Genomic DNA, 17,498 nt, shown 5'->3' with positions numbered 1-17,498 from the left:
GCGACAACCTCAACGCAGCCACTTGTCGCAGGCCTGGGCGGCCTTGTTGTCGCAGTGATCCTGCGCCTGCCGACGTAGCCGCTTGAGCATCTGGTCGCCTTGTTGCGGGTGCTGCTTGCTACAGGCCTTGAGCGCGGCGCCAAGCTTGTCCAGTCGTTCGCGGATGCGTTCGCGGTACTCGTCCGACTGACCGGCCACTGCCTGGATCAATTGGCTGGTGGTCGCTTCGATTGCGGCTGCATCTTCAGGGCTCAACCGGAGCAGGCCGTTGACATAGCGCACGCCATAGGCAATGTGCGTGGACGGTGCATCGGCTGTTTCGTAGCCTTTTTCCAACCAGGATAAGGCCGTCTTTGTATCGCCACGCTGCTCGGCGAATGCAGCCAGCCTGGGCATGTAGTAGTACGGTGTCTGGCTCCGGCTCACCTCGGTTATCACCAATTGCTCGGCCTCGTTGCTGTCACCGATCTCGCTCAGCATCCATGCCGCATCGCTGATGGTGGATTGGCGTTCTTCCGCGGTTTTGGCAGCCGCCACCGCCCACTGCACCCGTTGCCGCACCACTTTGACGACCTCCGCTGGGAGCGGTGGTGGCGGCCCGTGCGGAGGCGGTTCGGTCGGCTGTCGCTGGGCAAGGCGCGCCAGGTCGATACGGATTCCGGCGGTTTCCAGGCGATCGACGATCGGCAACGAGGGATCAGCGTAGAGCTTGTCCATCGCCGTATTGAAGCGGTCCGACAAGCGCAGCCGCTCAGCGGGGTCGTTGCTGGCGGTCGCAATCAGGCGCGCAGCGACCGAACTCAAGGTGTCGAGATTGTTGTACAGCTCGGCAGGATGGGCGAGCACGGCGTCCAGCAGCTTGCGATACGACGGGTCGGCTGCTGGCGTCGTCCTGGCCGCCTCCAGGGCAAGCAGCGCGAAGCTGCGTTGCAAGGCAGGCTGCGGTGCCGTTTGCGAGAGCTTGTGCAAGACCTCGCTCCTGTGCTCGGCGTCGACCAATTGGTCATCCATGCTCCAGGCATGGGTTGCCAGCAAGACCCAGTCGTCCGCGCTCAGTGTTGCGGGGTGGTGCATCGCCGTGTCCAGCAACTGCTTGGCCGAACGGCTGCCACTCGCCGCAACCCGCAAGACCTCGCTCAGATGCGCGATGTCCGCATCGCCGCTGAGGCGGGTGATCTCGCCGCGGTCCGGGCGCAGCACGATGATGGTGGGGTTGCCCTTGATGCCGAAGCGCTCGCCCCAGGCCTGCGCGCTTTCCAAATCGCCATCCAGATGTACGATGTACGGCCACAAAGCTGCGCATCTGGGCAATGAAGCCTGGATCCTTGAACAGCGTTGTCTTGAGACGATTGCAGGGAGGGCACCAGGCGGCGCCCCAGTAAAGCAGCAGCGGCTTGTTGCTGTGCTTGGCCTCGGCGAAGGCTGCTTCGAGATCGCCTTCGTGCCAGGCGATGCCCGCTGGTGCGGTCGCTTGCTTGCGCGCCGGCGGCGGAGCGGCAGACTTGTCACAGCCGCTTAAAAGGGTCAGTCCCAACAGCAAGACTGTCACGGAGCGCGAAGCAGAGCGGGGCGACAGTGACATGGACAATGACCCAGGCGGAGGCGGAGGGGGCTACTTCGAGCACGCAGGCCACCACGACGTGTGCACACGGGCGATAGTAGTGTTGTAGCGTCGTGGCCAAACGACTGTCTTCGATCAACGCGAAACGCCGTTATCGCAAGCGCACAGATTCAGGGCGGCCGGCAGTGATCGTCACCGGCGTATCAGTGGCTGGCACCGGCCGTTACGCGTGGCGTGCTGCGTGCATAACGGGCCGCCGCCACCGCGCAGACGATCAATTGCACCTGGTGATAAAGCATGATCGGCAGGACGATGGCGCCGAGTCCGCTGCTTGCGAACATCACTTTCGCCATCGGCACGCCGGTGGCCAGGCTCTTTTTCGAGCCGCAGAACACGATGGTGATCTCGTCGGCCCGGTCGAAGTGCATGCGTCGGGACAGGATAGTGATCAACACCATCGCCAGTGTCAGCAACACGATTGCGCAGGCCAGCACCGCAAGCAAGGCAGGCAAGGGGGTCTTTTGCCATAGCCCTTGGTTCACTGAGGTACTGAAGGCCGTATATACCACCAGCAGGATGGTTCCTTGATCGGTGTAACGCAGCACGGCGCGGTGACGTTCGACCCAGCCGCCGATCCACGGACGCATGAAATGGCCGGCCAGAAATGGCACCAGCAACTGCAGCAGGATCTTGCCGATCGCCTCGGCCGGATGCGCCATGGCGCCCTGGCTGCTGACCAGTGCGCCCATCAGCAACGGGGTGAAAAACACGCCCAGCAGGCTGGAAAGCGACGCCGCGCAGACCGCGGCCGGTACATTGCCGCGCGCCATCGACGTAAACGCGATCGAGGACTGCACCGTGGACGGCAGCGCGCACAGGAACAGCACGCCGACATACAGCTCTGGCGTTAGTGCCAGATGCGCCAATGGTTTGAACAACAACCCCAGTAGCGGGAACAGCACGAAGGTGCAGCCCAGAATCACCAGATGCAGGCGCCAGTGCAACGCGCCGGCCTTGACCGCTTCGCGCGACAGCCGCGCGCCGTGCAAAAAAAACAGCGCCGCGATCGCCACGTCGGTGACATCGTCCATGACCGCCGCAGCCGTGCCCGAGACCGGGAGCAACGAGGCCAGTGCGACCGTGCACAGCAGCGCGAGGGTGAAGGGGTCAATGCGCAACCGCGCCAGCAGCTTCTTCATCGAGGTCCAACGGTAGCGCGCGATCTTGCGCCTGGTATGGGCCATTCTACGACGCGTGCAGGGCTTGCTTATGGCATCGACGTCATCGGTTACGCCTGAACCGGCGTGGTGCTGCGCAATTGCCTTGCGCTGACGTCAGCCACGCAGCATTGCATCACAACGCTGCGAGCGCCTTGAGCAGTTCGCGCATTTCGTATTTGTCGGTGTCGTCCAGCCCTTGCGCGCGCTGTTTGGCCTGCAGCTCTTCCACCCGCTGACGCAGCAGCTGCTTGTCCAGTTGCGCGACGACGTCATGCAGCTCAAGCGTCCAACTGTGTTCGTCGCCGGGAAGCTCCTGCGCCGCCAGCTTCTGCAAGGCAGCAAGCTCCTCGCGCTCGGCGAAGTGCTCCAGCAGCGCGCCCGTGCTGATTTCCGGGCGTTGCCGCACCAGGTCCAGCAACTCCATCAACAAGGCGATCCCGGGCAGGCGCAGCCCGGAAAAATCATGCACGCCCTCCAGGCTCATCGCCAATGACGGCCGTTGCAGCAGGATGGCGATCGACGCACGCACCAGGCTGCGCTTCTGCGTAGGGGCGCCCATGCGGGCAGGCGGTCGTGGCCTGGGTGCGGACTGCTGCGCGGACGCATTGGCACCCACCCCGGTCAGGCGCGCCAGTTCCTGTTTCATCAGGTCACCGAACGCGCCTTCGGGGATCTGCGCCAACAGCGGGCGCGCACGTTCGGCCAGGCGGGCCTTGCCGTCCAGCGTGTGCAGGTTGATCTCACGCGACATTTCGTCGAAGAAGAACTGCGACAGCGGCGTGGCCTGTTTCAGGCGCTGATCGAAGGCCTGCGCGCCTTCCTTGCGCACGATGGTGTCCGGGTCCTCGCCATCGGGCAGAAACAGGAAAAACGCCTGGCGGCCATCCTTCATGCGCGGCAGTACCGATTCGAGCGCGCGCCAGCCGGCCTTGCGCCCGGCGTTGTCGCCATCGAAACAGAAATACACATCCGGCGCATTGCGAAACAGCAACTCGGCATGTTCGGGCGTGGTGGCGGTGCCCAGCGTGGCCACCGCCTGGGTCACACCGAACTGGAACAGCGAGACCACGTCCATGTAGCCCTCCACCACGATCAGCCGTTCGATCTTCTGATTGGCCTGCCGCACCTGCCACAGGCCATACAGCTCGCGGCCCTTGTGGAACAGCGCGGTTTCCGGCGAATTGAGGTACTTCGGGCCCGGGTCGCGGCCATCGGCCGGCGCGCCCATGATGCGCCCGCCGAAGGCGATCACGCGGCCGCGGCGGTCGAAGATCGGGAACATCACCCGGTCGCGGAACTTGTCGTAGACATGGCCGCGATCGTTCTTGGAAAACAGCCCGGCGCGCTCGAGCACACTCATGCGCCGCGCATCGGTGCCCAGGGTGTCCTTCAATGCGCTGTAGCCGTCGGGGGCGTAGCCGATCTGGAAACGCGCGCGGTTGTCGGCATCCACGCCGCGCCCGTCCAGGTAGTCGCGGGCGCGGTCGCTGCCTTCGAGCTGGCGCTGGAAGAACTTGGTGGCCGCTTCCAATGCCGAATACAGCTCGCGGCTGTCGTCCTGCTGCTGCGGCGTGCGCTGCTGGGTCTCGCGCGGGATTTCCATGCCGGCACGCTTGGCCAGCTCGTCGACCGCATCGAGAAATTCGAGGCGGTCGTAATTCATCAGGAAGCTAATTGCGGTGCCGTGCGCGCCACAGCCGAAGCAGTGATAGAACTGCTTGGTCGGCGAGACCGTAAACGAGGCCGAACGCTCGTCATGGAACGGGCAGCGCGCCGAATATTCCTTGCCCTGACGCTTGAGCGGCACCCGGCCGCCCACCACCTCGACGATGTCGGTGCGTGCAAGCAGTTCGTCGATGAACGCGTCGGAGATGCGGGCCATCCCGCTAGGATATCCCAGCGGCCTGCCAGCACTTCGTCGCCATCGCTGACGAGGCCGGCGAGGCAGCTGCAGCAGCAGTCTTCAGCCGCGTGGCAGCGTGTGTGAGTCCGACGCTGAAGATGCAGGCGCTGCGTCGGCAGGCGGCACGATCACCGGCGGATGCTCCGGGTCCACGCCCGCCTCGCGCAGCTTGCGATGCGAGCGCACCCGCTCGTCGATCACTGCGGTGATCAAGGCGCCGACGAAGAACACCACCGAGGCGTAGTACATCCACACCAGCAGGATGACCAAGGTGCCCATCGAACCGTAAGCGCTGCCCGGCGCTGCGGTGGCGATGTACACGCCGATGGCGTAGCGCCCCAGCGCGAACAACACCGCGGTGATGACGCCGCCCAGGAATGCCTGCCGCCAGTCGACGGTGCGATCGGGCAGGTAGCGATACAGGAACGCGAACGCCAGCGAGTACAGGGCCAGCGTGGTCACGTAGCCGACCGCCGGCAGGACCGAGGGCAGGCGCGCAAAGACCACCTGCAGTGCGGTGGTGGCAATCATCGATACGATCAGCAAGAAGCCCAGCGCCAGGATCACCCCGAACGAGAACACCCGCTTCTGCAGCCAGGCCATCAAGCCGTCCAGGCGTTGCTTGTCAGTGCGGAAGAGCAGGTTCAAGGCGTTCTGCAACTGCGCAAACACCGCCGTGGCGCCGATGAACAGCAGCAGCGTGCTCCACACGCCGGCCAGCGAGCCAACGCCGGGTTGATCGGTGGCATTACGAATGATGGTCTGTGCGACTTCGGCAGCGCTGCCGCCTGCCAATTGCCCAATTTGCTGCACCAACGCCTGTTGCGCTGGCGGATAGAGCGAGGCGGTCAGCCACAGCAGCAGCACCAGCAACGGGGCCAGCGACAGCAGCGCGTAGAACGACAGCGACGCCGCCTGCGTCATCACGTCGATCTCGATGAAGCGGTTCAGCAGCGCCATCGGCACGCTGCGCTGCAGACGGCTCAGATGCTTGTGCAGATAGGCAGATGAAAGCGTCGTCACCGGCGGGAGAATCCTTGGCGCATACCGTTGGCGCGCAGGCGACGTCAGAGCAAAGTTGGTATGCGGAAGGACCTTGCCCATGCCTGCGCTGGCGCACTCGTTCTAGCAGGGCCGGATCGAAGGACGGGTGAAAGCGCGCACGTGCTGTGGCAAGTAAGTAGGCACCGCACCTGCTACGCGCGGTCTGTTGCGCGTGGGGAGCAACGTGCGCGGCGTGCCTGTCAGCGCGGTCAATGTGCGCCAGGTGCGGATGTATCTGTATCAGGCCGCGCTTGGCGCTGCCGGATCTCGACGCGATGACAGCGGCGCAGACGGTGCAGAGCGCTCCTGCCGCATGCTGGGCCAGGCGCGTTTGAACGAGGGGGTGCGCCTCGCCTGATACGTTGCGCGCGCAGATGTGCAAGGGTTTTGGCGCGCCAATGGCGTCTTGCAGCATCACTGCTCGTTGGAAGGTCCGCCTTCCACTGAAAAAGCCGCTCGGTGATGCAGCAGACAGTGCCGCAGTGGGCACTGCGCACCGCTCGCAGCGCCCCGGCCGTGGCACAGGGCGCTGCGGCGATCCATCAGCCTGCCAGCTGCTGCTTGACCAGGGTCGAGACCACGCCCATGTCGGCCTGGCCGGCCAGCTTGGGCTTGAGTGCGCCCATCAGCTTGCCGATATCGGCCGGGCTGCTTGCCCCGGTCTCGGAGATCGCGGCCTGGATGGCGGCCACGATCTCGGCTTCGCCCATCTTGGCCGGCAGATAGCGCTCGATCACCACGATCTCCTCGCGCTCGATCTGCGCCAGGTCATCGCGCGCGGCAGCTTCGAACTGGGTGACCGAGTCCTTGCGCTGCTTGACCATCTTGTCCAGCACGGCGATCACGGCGGCATCGTCCATCTCGATGCGTTCGTCCACTTCCTTCTGCTTGATGGCGGCGTTGATCAGCCGGATCACGCCCAGGCTGTGCTTGTCGCCGGACTTCATCGCGGCCTTCATGTCATCGGTGAGCTGCTGCTTGAGGGACATGCGGTAACTCCTGAGTGTAGGTATCGGGTGGTGGCCAAGGCGCCTAGACGGGCTGGGTGCCTCGGCCGAACGGGGGCAGGGCATGCGAGGAGATGCCTTGCAGCGTCTCGCGCGTCGCGCGGACTGCCAGTATCTCCAGCACAATGCTTTGTGGCGGACCAATACAAAAAGCCGGCGACGCTTGCGCGTGCCGGCTCTTGGGTTCGCTCCCGATAGGTCGCGCCTTCAGCGCAGACCCATCGGCAAGGAACCGCGTTCGATCAATACAAGCGCTGGCGCTTGGTGACGTCGCGCGAGGAACGACGCAGCTGACGCTTCACGGCAGCGGCAGCCTTACGCTTACGCTCCTGGGTCGGCTTTTCATAGAACTCGCGCTTGCGGGTTTCGGCCAGCACGCCGGCCTTTTCGCAGGTGCGCTTGAAACGACGGAGCGCAAATTCGAAGGGCTCGTTCTCGCGGACTTTAACGCTGGGCATGTGTTCTCCAGAAAATGGGATTTCCGTCCGGGAGCCCCGGGCGGGTGCGAGCGGACTCGCGTGACGGAATTTCCGGGTTGACCCGGCGAGCCGCGCATTATAATGACTTGCCAACGACCTGCAAGCCCCTGGCAGAATTTGCCGCCGTGACATTGATAAAGCGTGCACCCGGCACGTATGCGGCCCATACCGGCGCAGCATCTTACCACTGGCCGATCTGCGCAGCGCAAAAGCTGCGAAAATAGCGGCATCTCCCTGCATGCCGAGCTGCCGTGAAAGTGCTTGGGATCGAATCATCGTGCGATGAGACCGGTGTGGCGGTCTATGACACCGCATTGTCGGGTGTGCCGGCGCTGCGTGCCCATGCGGTGTACAGCCAGATTGCGCTGCATGCCGAATACGGTGGCGTGGTGCCCGAGCTGGCCAGCCGCGACCACGTACGCAAGCTGCTGCCGCTGATCCGTCAGACCCTGGGCGAAGCCGGGTTGGGGATCGACGAACTCGATGGCGTGGCCTACACCGCCGGTCCAGGCCTGGTCGGAGCCTTGCTGGTCGGTGCCGGGGTGGCGCGTTCGCTGGCCTGGGCACTGGATGTGCCGGCGATCGGTGTGCATCACATGGAAGGCCACTTGCTGGCGCCGTTGATGGAAGACGACCCGCCGCAGGCGCCGTTCGTGGCCTTGCTGGTCTCCGGCGGGCATACCCAATTGGTGTCGGTGAAGGCGCTGGGCAGTTACGCAGTGCTGGGCGAGACGCTGGACGACGCGGCCGGCGAAGCCTTCGACAAGACCGCCAAGATGATGGGCCTGCCATACCCGGGTGGCCCGCAGCTGGCGGCTTTGGCCGAGACCGGCACGCCAGGGCGCTACAAGTTCGCGCGGCCGATGACCGACCGGCCCGGCCTGGATTTCAGTTTCAGCGGGCTCAAGACCCAGGTGCTGCTGGCCTGGCGGTCCAGCGACCAGTCCGACACCACCCGGGCGGACATCGCACGCGGCTTCGAAGACGCGGTGGTGGACACCCTGGCCATCAAGTGCCTGCGCGCGCTGGACGCGGCCGGCTGCAACACCTTGGTCGTGGCCGGCGGCGTGGGCGCAAACAAGCGCCTGCGCGCCCGCCTGCAAGAAGCTGCCCAGCGCCGCGGTGGCCGGGTCTGCTTCCCGCGCCCGGCCTTGTGCACCGACAACGGCGCGATGATCGCCTTCGCCGGCGCGCTGCGGCTGCAGGCCGGTGAGCATGCGGATGCGGCGGTGCATGTGACGCCGCGGTGGGACATGGCGAGCTTGCCGCTGTTGGCGGCGGCGCGAGATTCGGAAGTGGAGATTCGGGATTCGTAAAAAGCCGGCTCGCATTGCCCCCTGCTCTGACCAATCTCACATCTCAAATCCCCAATCCCGATTCCCCATGGATAAAGTGTTTATTGAAGGTCTCGACATCGATGCGCTGATCGGCATCTACGATTGGGAGCGGCGCATCCGACAGACCTTGCGGTTCGATCTGGAGATGGGCTTTGACAACCGCATTCCGGCGGCCAGTGATGACATCGCCGATACGCTGAACTACAAGGCGGTGAGCAAGCGCTTGATCGAGTTCGTGCAAGCCTCGGACTTCGGGCTGGTGGAGACGCTGGCCGAGCGCTGCGCGGCGCTCGTGCTGGACGAATTCGGCGTGCACTGGCTGCGGTTGAAGCTGAGCAAGCCGGGGGCGGTGCGCGGTGCGCAGGCGGTGGGGGTGATCATCGAACGGGAGCGGGCGGTCTGATTGCCGCCTGTGCCCTTGCTGGCGGCCATTTGGCTCCATGGCCGAGGCCTGGAGGACTGGGACGCGGGTGGAAAAGGCTCCGCCCAGCGGCCCTCTGGCGCGCACTCTGTGCTGTAACCGGCCTCTACAAATCCCCAAATCCCACTCCCGGCCCTCGAAACTTGCCTGCCTACAGGCGCGCCAGGCTAGAATTGCCGGCCATGTAAACGTTTTCTCAAGGATCTCATGGCTGCTGATCGCATCGAAACCCTGATTGCCCGGATGACCGTCGAAGAGAAGGTCGGACAGTTGGGTGTGTTCGCCGACATGGTGCGGCCGTTCGCGCCGGACGTGAATCCCGAGGCCAACGTGCGCAATGCCGACGAGGTGTTGCAGCAGGTGCGCGAGGGTCGGGTCGGCTCGCTGTTCAATGGCGTGGGCGCCGCGCTGGGCGTGCAGATCCAGAAAGTGGCCGTGGAAGAGAGCCGCCTGGGGATCCCGGTGATCCTGGCCGCCGACGTGATCCACGGGATGCGCACGGTGTTCCCGATCCCGCTGGGCGAGGCAGCCAGTTTCGAGCCGGCGTTGGCCGAGCGCACCGCGCGCGCCACCGCGATCGAGGCCACCGCCGCCGGCCTGCACTGGACCTACGCGCCGGCCGTGGATATCGCCCGCGACCAGCGCTGGGGTCGTGGCGCCGAGGGTGCCGGCGAAGACGTGATGCTGGGCGCGGTCTTTGCCGCTGCCCGTGTGCGCGGCTTCCAGGGCAGCGACCTGACCGCCCACGATTGCCTGCTGGCCACACCCAAGCATTTCGCCGCCTATGGCGCGGTGGCGGCGGGCATGGAATACAACACCGTCGACATCGCGCCGCAGACGCTGCGCGATGTGCACTTGCCGCCGTTCAAGGCCGCCTTCGATGCCGGCGCGTTGACCGTGATGTCGTCCTTCAACGACATCAACGGCGTGCCGGCCAGCGCCAACCATGAGTTGCTGACCGAGATCCTGCGCGGGGAATGGCAATTCCCCGGCGTGGTCATCTCCGATTACACCGCCGACATGGAATTGATCGCCCATGGCTATGCCGCCGATGAGCGCGACGCGACCAAGAAGGCCTTCCTGGCCGGTCTGGACCTGAGCATGCAAAGCGGCTTTTATGCCGCGCATCTGCCGTCGCTGGTGGAAAGCGGCGAGGTGCCGATGGCCACGCTGGATGCCAGCGTGCGGCGCATCCTGCAGCTGAAAGAAGCGATCGGGCTGTTCGACAATCCGTATCGCTCGCTGGACCCGGCGCGCGAAGCCGATACGACGCATCTGCCGGCGCACGATGCGCTGTCGCGCGATGCGGCGCGGCGTTCGATCGTGTTGTTGAAAAACCAAGGCGATGTGCTGCCGTTGAAGAAGAGCGGCCAGCGCATCGCGTTGATCGGCCCGTTCGTGCAGGACCGCGAAAACATCGAGGGCTGCTGGACCCTGTTCGGCGACAAGGAACGCTACGTGACGCTGGAGCAGGGCGTGCGTGCGGTGGTCGGCAGCCAGGATCTGAGCGTGGTGCCGGGCTGCGGCCTGGAAGAAACACTGCCGGGTGGCATTTCCGCTGCGATCGATGCGGCGCAGGCGGCCGATGTGGTGGTGCTGGCGTTGGGCGAGCCGCAGCGCTTCAGTGGCGAGGCGCAATCGCGCACCGAGATCACCTTGCCGCCGGCGCAACAGGCGCTGGCCGAAGCGGTTGCAGCGACCGGCACCCCGATGGTGGTGTTGCTGCGCAATGGCCGCGCGCTGGCCTTGAGTGGTGCAGTGCGCGATGCCGACGCGATTGCCGTGACTTGGTATCTGGGCACGCAGACCGGTACCGGCGTGGCCGATGTGTTGTTCGGCGACTACAACCCGTCGGCGCGTCTGCCGATCAGCTTCCCGAAGGTGACCGGGCAGCAGCCGTACTTCTATAACCATCTGCGCACCGGTCGCCCGGAATTGCCGACCCTGTCCGAGTACAAGGCGCGTTGGCGCGAGATGCCCAATGAACCGTTGTATCCCTTCGGGCATGGCTTGAGCTACACCAAGTTTGCATATGCGCAGCCGCAGTTGAGCGCGGCGCAACTCGGCTGGGATGAGGCGCTGACCATCACCACGCGTGTCACCAACACCGGCAAGGTCGCAGGCGAGGAAGTGGTGCAGTTGTATGTGCACGATCGCGTGGCCAGCCGCGTGCGCCCGGTGCGCGAACTCAAGGGGTTTCGCAAGGTGCTGCTGCAGCCCGGCGAGAGCCAGGACGTGGTGTTCACGCTGCAGCGCGATGTGCTGGCATTCACCAACCACAAGGGCGTCTTCGGTGCGGAGCCGGGTCTGTTCGATGTGTGGGTGTGCGCGTCAGCCACGAGCGGCGAGTCGGTGACCTTCGAATTGCTGGAACGCTGATAGTGGCGCACGTCGCATAGACAGCGTCTGGCGAGCGTGCGAACGGGCGACCACTGCGACAGCACGAAGCACCCGCTGATGTCGTGCCAAAGCGCGATGACGACGGTCCAATATCGCCATCGCGCTTGCCGGTACAGCGCGTCAGATGCACCGGCTTGCGGCCGAGTCGATTACGCGTCGTTCTCGACCGCCGCCTTGCTCTTGGGCGTGAGTTTGAGCAGACGCCCGTTACTGCCGCTGGCTTCGTCTTCGAGCAGCCACAGTGCGCCGTCCGGGCCTTGCTCCACTTCACGGATGCGTGCGCCCATGTCGTAACGGGCCACTTCGCGCGGTTGGTCGCCCAGCGACACCTGTACCAACGCCATCGACGACAGGCCGCCGATAAAGCCATTGCCGCGCCAGGCCGGGAACTGCTTACCGCTGTAAATCACAAAGCCTGCCGGCGAAATCACCGGCGTCCAGCTGATCTTGGGCGCGGCGAACTCCGGGCGCGTGTTGTGGTCGGGGATCGGCGTGCCGTCGTAGTGGTCGCCGTTGGAGACGATCGGGTAGCCGTAGTTGGCGCCGCGCTGGATCAGGTTCAACTCATCGCCGCCGAGCGGGCCCATTTCGTGTTCCCACAGGCGCCCCTTGCTGTCGAAGGCCAGGCCAAGAATATTGCGATGGCCCAACGACCACACCTGCGCAGCGACGCCTCCTTGCGCAACGAACGGGTTGTCGGCCGGGACGCTGCCGTCGTCGTTGAGCCGGATCAGCTTGCCGAGGTTGGCTTTTATGTCCTGGGCAGGAGTGAATTTCTGTCGTTCGCTGGAGCTGATCCACAGCTTGCCATCGGGCTCGAACGCGAGCCGATGCCCGAAGTGGCCATTGCCGGTGACCTTGGGATCCTGGCGCCAGATCACCTTCAGGTCCGAGAGCGTGCCGCCGCCGGTTGCATCCAGCGTGAGCTTGGCGCGCGCCACCGCCGCGCCGCGCGTGTCGCCCTCGCCCGGCTCGACATAACTCACGTAGACCAGCCCGTTCTTGGCGAAGCGCGGATGCGCCAAAACATCGCCAAAACCACCCTGGCCGCCGTACGCAACAGCCGGAACACCGGTAATGGCGCTCTTGCGTTTGGTCTTAAGGTCTAGCCGCATCAAGGCGCCGCGCTTTTCGCTGACCAACAAGCTGCCATCGGGCAGAAAGGTCATTGCCCAGGGTTCGTCGAAATCGGCGACCGTGGTGGCCTGAAATGGCCACTGTGCTTTGGGAATGGAGGCCGCGGGGGCGGCTGCGGGCGCAGCAACTGCCGTGCCGGCGGTGAACAAGGTGGCCGAGCAGGCCAGAGCAAGCAGACGACGGACAGACATGGGGTCCTCCTGGGGATGGGCGCGGTCCGTTGCAGCCCTCCCGCAACGTGTCCCGCGTCGGGTTTTCAAGTACCTTACACGACGCCGTCGCGCTCGCCCTTGTTGCAGATCACTGTCTGCAAGACGCCCGCGTCTCACGTCGTTGTATGTCGTGCATCGTTTCACCATGAAAAGGAGTTTCCATGGTCTCGCAAAAAACCTCGCTGGCTTTTATCGCCGCATCCTGGGCCGCATTATTGCTCGGTAGTGCGGCCTATCTGATGGGTTTGTAGAATGCCCAGATGTTGCTCAACGAGAAGGGCTACTACTTCACGCTCTTATTGTTCGGTTTGTTCGCCTCGGTCTCGTTGCAAAAGAGCGTGCGTGACCGTGCCGATGGAATTCCGGTTACCGGCCTGTACTACGCCATCTGCTGGTTCTCGCTCATCGTTGCGTTGGTACTGCTGACCATCGGCTTGATCAATGCCACGCTGTTGCTGAGCGAGAAAGGCTTTTACGCAATGGCCTACGCGCTGAGCCTGTTTGGTGCGGTTGCGGTGCAGAAGAATATCCGCGATGCGATGGAGATCACCGACGCACCACGCAGTGCGCGTAGCGTGCCGCCGGCACTGGATTGATGCGTTAAAGATCGTGCGATGCAACAACGCCACCTCCACGGTGGCGTTGTCGTTTTAGCGCTTATGTGTATGGTCGCCAGTGACGAAATCGGCCGCATTTTCCCAGGCGCGCCTGACCGCATGCCGCGCCTTGCTCCAACTCAGCGACGAAGTGCCGCGCTTGGCTTCCCAGTCGCGATGCAGCTCGGCCTCGACCTGGTCGTAAGCGCGCGCGTTGTCGCGGATGCGCGCTTCATGGCCTGCGAGATACGCACTTTCGTAGTCTTCGTAGCGGTCGCCTTCGGTGTAATACGGCTCTTCGGTAAAGCGTTCGCGCCAATACGTGAAAACGTTCTGACGAGGGTCCTCGTCCGGCGCCCGGCCCGGGGTCTGATATGGCACGTTCATGCCTGTCTCCGTGGTGGATGTGCGACTTACCCTAGGTTGATTGCCGTTAATTTCATTGCCAGAGCGGGTGAGGAGAACATCAACGCAGCAGGCTCGAGACGGCGAGGCAGGGCGCGCCGTTAATGCGGTATTGCTGCAGCGTTGCACGGCGTGGAGGGTGTCTTGGTCGGCGCTTTAGGTGGTCGCCGAGGCCGCTTCATACGGCAATGGGGTGGCGCCGACGGCCACCATGGCGGCCTCGGCCTCCTGCAACGCCCGCTGCTCTGCGTCGATAATCACCAGCACGCGCCCGGCCTGGATTTGCTCTTCGAACTGACGGCGTAGCGGATCGGGCACCGTGGCGCCGATCAATGCCGACGACCAGCTGCCGACCAGCGCGCCGGCCAGTGCCATGACGCCCGCGCCGGCCAAGGTCAGCCCGATTGGAGGTACCGCGATGGCGACCAAACCTGCCACCAGGCCAGCCGCTCCACCGGTAGCTGCACCGCGTGCGGCAGCGGGAAGGAAGTCCGTCTTGACGTCCTTGCGTTCGTCTGGCACCTCCTGCAGTTCGATATCGGAGCGGGCAATCAACGACAGCGCGTCGTTGTCGATGCTGGCGCTGCGCGCGGCCTTCAGCACGCGTTGCGCGCTGTCGAGATCGGCGGTGCTGTAGACATGGCGCAGTTTCATCGCAAGCTCCCATGCAGGTAGGAGCGCAGGGTTGGGTGCGTGCGGTTAGGTGTGTGTGAGCGCTGCGCGAGCGTGCTGCGAAATCGCAGGTCACCGCCGGGCGAGCGTTTCGCTGCCCGACGGACGGAGCCATGCGGAACGCGTGGTTTTCGGGTGGGCATTGCCGTTTCAAGGCTGCTCAGCGCAACTCATCGAAACTCCTAGACGTCTTCAACCTGTTTGCGTGGGAAAAGATAAAACACCCAACCGACCAAGAGTGCCACGCCTGCAGCGGCCAAATTCTGCCAACTGGCGCTGGCCAGCAGGCCAAGCGACAGCACCAGGGCGGTGATCGGAATGGTCGGGCCGCCGGGCAGGCGCAACGTGTCGGTGCGCTGCCGGTACCTGCGCGCCAGCACGATCACTGCTGCGGCGGTGCCGATGTAGGCGAACAGACGGGTGACCATCGACAGCAATGCCAGCTGCGTAAACGATCCAGACAACGCCAATGCAAGCGACAACGCACCCTGGGTGAGCACCGCCGCGGCGGGCGTGTGGAAGCGCGGATGCACCCGTGCCAGAAACGCAGGCCCATACCCATCGCGGGCAAGCGCAAACACAAAGCGCGGGCCGAGCATCACGGTGTTGCTGGTGGTGCCGAGGATGGAAATGGTGGCGCCCACGGTGAGGATCAGTGCCAACGCTTCGCCACCGAATCGGCTTGCGGCATCTGCCAGCGGCGTCGGCGAGGCCGCAAGGTTGGGCAGGGTACCCTGCGCCACCACCTGCACCGCGGCGTAGATCAGGGTGACGGTGACGATCATGGTGATCAACGCAAATGGCACATCGCGTCGCGGGTTGCGGTATTCGCCAGCGGCTGCGGGAATGTTTTCGAAACCCGCGTAGGCGAACAGCAGCAACAAGGCCGCTTCACCGAGATTGCCCAGGTCGCGCAGATCGGGCGCGGTGCCGGCAAAGGCCCACGACCAATCGACATAGAACAGGCCGATGGCCACGAACAGCAACAACGGCACCAGCTTGCCGATCACCAGCGCGATGCCGGTGCGCGCGGCCGATTTCACGCCGATCACGTTGATGGCGGTGAGCAGGCCCAACGAGCCGACGACGACCAGCAAACGCGCCCAGGTGTCGGTGGAGGCGGTGGGCCAGAACCGCGCCACTGCATCGGCCAGGCCATTGCTCAAGGCGGCCGCCGAACTGATGCGGGTGAGCCAGATCATCCAGCCGATCTGGAAGCCGACAAACGGGCCGAATGCTTCGCGCGTATAGAGGTAGCTGCCGCCCGGCCTATCGAAGTAGCTGCCCGCCTGCGCGTAGCACAGCACCAGCAAGGCGACCGCAAGGCCGGCCAGCATCACGGCCCACAGGCTCATTGGCCCGAGCAGCGCGGCGGTTGCGGCCGGCAGCAGGTAGATGCCGCTGCCGATGACATCGTTGATCGACAGGCCAACGATCTGCCATCGGCTGACGACGCGGACCAGACCCGTCGCGTCCGGCGCAGGCTGCGGTGTGCTCATGGCGCATCCTCGGTCAGTGCAGGCAATTGCCATGCCGTGTGCAGGCGTGCGTATTCGGCGCGTGGCAGCAGCACGAATAGCGGGTGATCGTCCGGTTTCAGCCAGGCGAGCAAGCGTTGCATGTCGTCCGCCGCCATTGCGGTGCAGCCGGCGGTGACCTGGCCCGGCGTGCGCCACAAGTGCGCGAAGATGCAGCTGCCGCGTCCGGGTATGGCCTTGGGGTTGTGCGCGATCACGAAGCCCTCGCTGTAGCGCGCATCGCCTGGATGGCGCAGATCCAGACGCATCGGCTCGGTCGAGCCGGCGACGGCCGCCTCGCCGACTTGCGCGGCATCGACGATGCGGTTGTACAGCGGCGAGCTGGGCACGTCCATGCAGTAATGGGTGGCGCTCATCGCCTGGTACGGCATCGCGCTGTCGATCTTCGCGGCATCGACGAGCGCCGGGCCGATGGCGAAGACGCCGGCAGGGCTGCGGCCATCGCCTTCTTGCTTTTGCGGGCCTTGCGTCTGCGCCGGATGCAGGCCCTCGCCCCAGGCGCTGCCATGCCGCCCGAGCGCGACGGCGAAGCTCTGTGCAGCCGGTTGCCATGTGCCATCCACACGTGTGAAGGTGCGCAGACGTGCCTGGGTGCTGTCCCAGTCCGCGGGAGTCACCACGATCAACGTGGGAGCCTGATTCAACGCATCGATCGGGCTGGCCGCGATGGCGAGACTGCTGCAGCTTGTCAGCGCCAACAGCACAATGGATCGAAACACGGTGGCAAGGTGCATGCAGGCTCCGGGCAATGGGTCGAGCGGGATGAGTCCAAGAGTGGCTAACAAAACGTAGCGAGCGGTCGTCAGGTGGGCGTGGACGGCGCACAGGAACCGGAGTGTACGAGGGGTACATGAGGATTCCGAGCACCGGCCGCGCCCGTCTGGCGGCTGCGCAGTAGTTTTGTTAGCCGCTCCAAGAGGGTGTTTACATAATCATACAATTGCATCATCTCCTGACGACTAGCCATCAAGATGGGCCGCCCGCCGAAGATTCAAGCCGAACACGAAGCAATGTTGGTGGAAATCGTAGAGTCGGATCCGACTGCGACGATAGAAGAAGTCAGGTTGGAGCTTTTTCGTCGCTGCAACGTGAAGGTTCACGATCAAACGCTGGCATCGACGTTGAAGAGGCTTAGGATTGAACGCATGCCCAGCCACGAGGTGGTGACGATCGAGAAAGCCGAGACGGATGTGCCACGCTATGGCGATACCGATGCTCATCGCCGCCAGACGCCAGAACAGACGTCCCCCAGCTGCCTGACCGACGCTGAATGGGAGTTGGTCAGGGATATTTTCGAGAACGAAGGCGGTCGCGGCTTGCCGCCCCGCATCAGCCGCACAGTGTTGGTGGACATCTGCTGTTACGTGGTTGGCAGCGGTGGATCGTGGCGGATGCTACCCAGGCATTTTCCTCGTTGGCAAGCAGTGTATGGGACCTTTCGCCAGCGTGAGCGAGCAAGGCGAGGTCGAGCAAATGGCTGAGCGTCTGCGCGCACACTGGCGCGAGCGTGCAGCGAAGGACGACGAGCCGATCGCCGCGGTCATTGACGCACAATCCACACGGGGG

General features: G+C 64.5%; 15 protein-coding genes, 1 other RNA gene and 2 pseudogenes. 6 read left to right on the top strand and 12 right to left on the bottom strand.

All coding sequences use genetic code 11. The features are described from left to right. Nucleotides 1-9: 9 nt before the first annotated feature. The 4 genes and pseudogenes from XAXN_RS09635 to XAXN_RS09620 all read right to left on the bottom strand — a co-directional run bounded on the left by XAXN_RS09635 (nt 10) and on the right by XAXN_RS09620 (nt 5,707). Nucleotides 10-1,582, bottom strand: a pseudogene (locus XAXN_RS09635) (thioredoxin family protein). Nucleotides 1,583-1,764: 182 nt separating this feature from the next. Next, a complete protein-coding gene (locus tag XAXN_RS09630) occupies nt 1,765-2,805 on the bottom strand; it encodes a bile acid:sodium symporter family protein (RefSeq protein WP_054319381.1) in 1,041 nt (346 codons plus the stop codon). A gap of 109 nt (nt 2,806-2,914) precedes the next feature. Next, a complete protein-coding gene (dnaG, locus tag XAXN_RS09625; protein WP_054319380.1) occupies nt 2,915-4,663 on the bottom strand; it encodes a DNA primase in 1,749 nt (582 codons plus the stop codon). Nucleotides 4,664-4,744: 81 nt separating this feature from the next. After that, nucleotides 4,745-5,707, bottom strand: coding sequence for a YihY/virulence factor BrkB family protein (locus tag XAXN_RS09620; RefSeq protein WP_054319379.1), 963 nt, complete (start codon nt 5,705-5,707; stop codon nt 4,745-4,747). Nucleotides 5,708-5,900: 193 nt separating this feature from the next. Between XAXN_RS09620 and XAXN_RS22500 the strand changes: the two genes are divergently transcribed. Continuing rightward, on the top strand, nt 5,901-6,086 hold the full coding sequence (locus tag XAXN_RS22500) for a hypothetical protein (RefSeq protein ID WP_054319378.1): 186 nt from the start codon (nt 5,901-5,903) through the stop codon (nt 6,084-6,086). Nucleotides 6,087-6,270: 184 nt separating this feature from the next. Here XAXN_RS22500 and XAXN_RS09610 read toward each other — a convergent pair whose 3' ends face one another. Together XAXN_RS09610 and rpsU are read right to left on the bottom strand one after the other, a co-directional pair. After that, a complete protein-coding gene (locus XAXN_RS09610) occupies nt 6,271-6,717 on the bottom strand; it encodes a GatB/YqeY domain-containing protein (protein ID WP_054319377.1) in 447 nt (148 codons plus the stop codon). 260 nt (nt 6,718-6,977) lie between these two features. Further along, on the bottom strand, nt 6,978-7,193 hold the full coding sequence (rpsU, locus tag XAXN_RS09605; protein ID WP_002808376.1) for a 30S ribosomal protein S21: 216 nt from the start codon (nt 7,191-7,193) through the stop codon (nt 6,978-6,980). Nucleotides 7,194-7,465: 272 nt separating this feature from the next. Between rpsU and tsaD the strand changes: the two genes are divergently transcribed. The 3 genes from tsaD to XAXN_RS09590 all read left to right on the top strand — a co-directional run bounded on the left by tsaD (nt 7,466) and on the right by XAXN_RS09590 (nt 11,351). Then, nucleotides 7,466-8,530 (top strand): tRNA (adenosine(37)-N6)-threonylcarbamoyltransferase complex transferase subunit TsaD, encoded by a 1,065-nt coding sequence (gene tsaD / locus XAXN_RS09600; RefSeq protein WP_054319376.1) that lies wholly within the window; start codon nt 7,466-7,468, stop codon nt 8,528-8,530. A gap of 67 nt (nt 8,531-8,597) precedes the next feature. Next, nucleotides 8,598-8,954, top strand: coding sequence for a dihydroneopterin aldolase (gene folB, locus XAXN_RS09595; RefSeq protein ID WP_014501721.1), 357 nt, complete (start codon nt 8,598-8,600; stop codon nt 8,952-8,954). 225 nt (nt 8,955-9,179) lie between these two features. After that, a complete protein-coding gene (locus tag XAXN_RS09590; RefSeq protein ID WP_054319375.1) occupies nt 9,180-11,351 on the top strand; it encodes a glycoside hydrolase family 3 N-terminal domain-containing protein in 2,172 nt (723 codons plus the stop codon). A 170-nt stretch (nt 11,352-11,521) separates the two neighbouring features. Here XAXN_RS09590 and XAXN_RS09585 read toward each other — a convergent pair whose 3' ends face one another. After that, a complete protein-coding gene (locus XAXN_RS09585) occupies nt 11,522-12,700 on the bottom strand; it encodes a PQQ-dependent sugar dehydrogenase (protein ID WP_054319374.1) in 1,179 nt (392 codons plus the stop codon). Between the two features lie 182 nt (nt 12,701-12,882). Here XAXN_RS09585 and yiaA point away from each other — a divergent pair. Next, a pseudogene (yiaA, locus tag XAXN_RS09580) lies at nt 12,883-13,317 on the top strand (inner membrane protein YiaA). 54 nt (nt 13,318-13,371) lie between these two features. Here the strand turns inward: yiaA and XAXN_RS09575 are convergent. The 5 genes from XAXN_RS09575 to XAXN_RS21120 all read right to left on the bottom strand — a co-directional run bounded on the left by XAXN_RS09575 (nt 13,372) and on the right by XAXN_RS21120 (nt 16,784). Further along, nucleotides 13,372-13,704, bottom strand: coding sequence for a hypothetical protein (locus XAXN_RS09575; RefSeq protein WP_054319372.1), 333 nt, complete (start codon nt 13,702-13,704; stop codon nt 13,372-13,374). A 174-nt stretch (nt 13,705-13,878) separates the two neighbouring features. Continuing rightward, a complete protein-coding gene (locus tag XAXN_RS09570; protein ID WP_054319371.1) occupies nt 13,879-14,376 on the bottom strand; it encodes a hypothetical protein in 498 nt (165 codons plus the stop codon). 200 nt (nt 14,377-14,576) lie between these two features. Beyond that, entirely contained in the window at nt 14,577-15,893 is a 1,317-nt protein-coding gene (locus XAXN_RS09565; RefSeq protein ID WP_054319370.1) for an APC family permease, read from the bottom strand. Continuing rightward, nucleotides 15,890-16,666 (bottom strand): L,D-transpeptidase family protein, encoded by a 777-nt coding sequence (locus XAXN_RS09560; protein WP_054319369.1) that lies wholly within the window; start codon nt 16,664-16,666, stop codon nt 15,890-15,892. Before XAXN_RS09560 ends, XAXN_RS09565 begins: the two co-directional genes overlap by 4 nt. 42 nt (nt 16,667-16,708) lie before the next feature. After that, nucleotides 16,709-16,784, bottom strand: a non-coding RNA gene (locus XAXN_RS21120) — sX9 sRNA. A 158-nt stretch (nt 16,785-16,942) separates the two neighbouring features. Between XAXN_RS21120 and XAXN_RS21115 the strand changes: the two genes are divergently transcribed. Further along, nucleotides 16,943-17,413 (top strand): transposase, encoded by a 471-nt coding sequence (locus XAXN_RS21115; protein ID WP_167694773.1) that lies wholly within the window; start codon nt 16,943-16,945, stop codon nt 17,411-17,413. The last annotated feature ends 85 nt before the right edge of the window (nt 17,414-17,498 follow it).

The organism is Xanthomonas axonopodis, from assembly GCF_001304695.1.
Lineage (GTDB): Bacteria > Pseudomonadota > Gammaproteobacteria > Xanthomonadales > Xanthomonadaceae > Xanthomonas > Xanthomonas axonopodis.
Note: the sequence above shows the minus strand (reverse complement) of the source record. Positions and strands in the feature narration are given on the sequence as shown.

Bases quoted from the DNA above. Each gene is read 5' to 3' on its own strand.
- XAXN_RS09630 (WP_054319381.1), bottom strand. From the start codon at position 2,805: ATGGCCCATACCAGGCGCAAGATCGCGCGCTACCGTTGGACCTCGATG.
- dnaG (WP_054319380.1), bottom strand. From the start codon at position 4,663: ATGGCCCGCATCTCCGACGCGTTCATCGACGAACTGCTTGCACGCACC.
- XAXN_RS09610 (WP_054319377.1), bottom strand. From the start codon at position 6,717: ATGTCCCTCAAGCAGCAGCTCACCGATGACATGAAGGCCGCGATGAAG.
- rpsU (WP_002808376.1), bottom strand. From the start codon at position 7,193: ATGCCCAGCGTTAAAGTCCGCGAGAACGAGCCCTTCGAATTTGCGCTC.
- folB (WP_014501721.1), top strand. From the start codon at position 8,598: ATGGATAAAGTGTTTATTGAAGGTCTCGACATCGATGCGCTGATCGGC.
- XAXN_RS09590 (WP_054319375.1), top strand. From the start codon at position 9,180: ATGGCTGCTGATCGCATCGAAACCCTGATTGCCCGGATGACCGTCGAA.
- XAXN_RS09585 (WP_054319374.1), bottom strand. From the start codon at position 12,700: ATGTCTGTCCGTCGTCTGCTTGCTCTGGCCTGCTCGGCCACCTTGTTC.
- XAXN_RS09575 (WP_054319372.1), bottom strand. From the start codon at position 13,704: ATGAACGTGCCATATCAGACCCCGGGCCGGGCGCCGGACGAGGACCCT.
- XAXN_RS09570 (WP_054319371.1), bottom strand. From the start codon at position 14,376: ATGAAACTGCGCCATGTCTACAGCACCGCCGATCTCGACAGCGCGCAA.
- XAXN_RS09565 (WP_054319370.1), bottom strand. From the start codon at position 15,893: ATGAGCACACCGCAGCCTGCGCCGGACGCGACGGGTCTGGTCCGCGTC.
- XAXN_RS09560 (WP_054319369.1), bottom strand. From the start codon at position 16,666: ATGCACCTTGCCACCGTGTTTCGATCCATTGTGCTGTTGGCGCTGACA.
- XAXN_RS21115 (WP_167694773.1), top strand. From the start codon at position 16,943: ATGTTGGTGGAAATCGTAGAGTCGGATCCGACTGCGACGATAGAAGAA.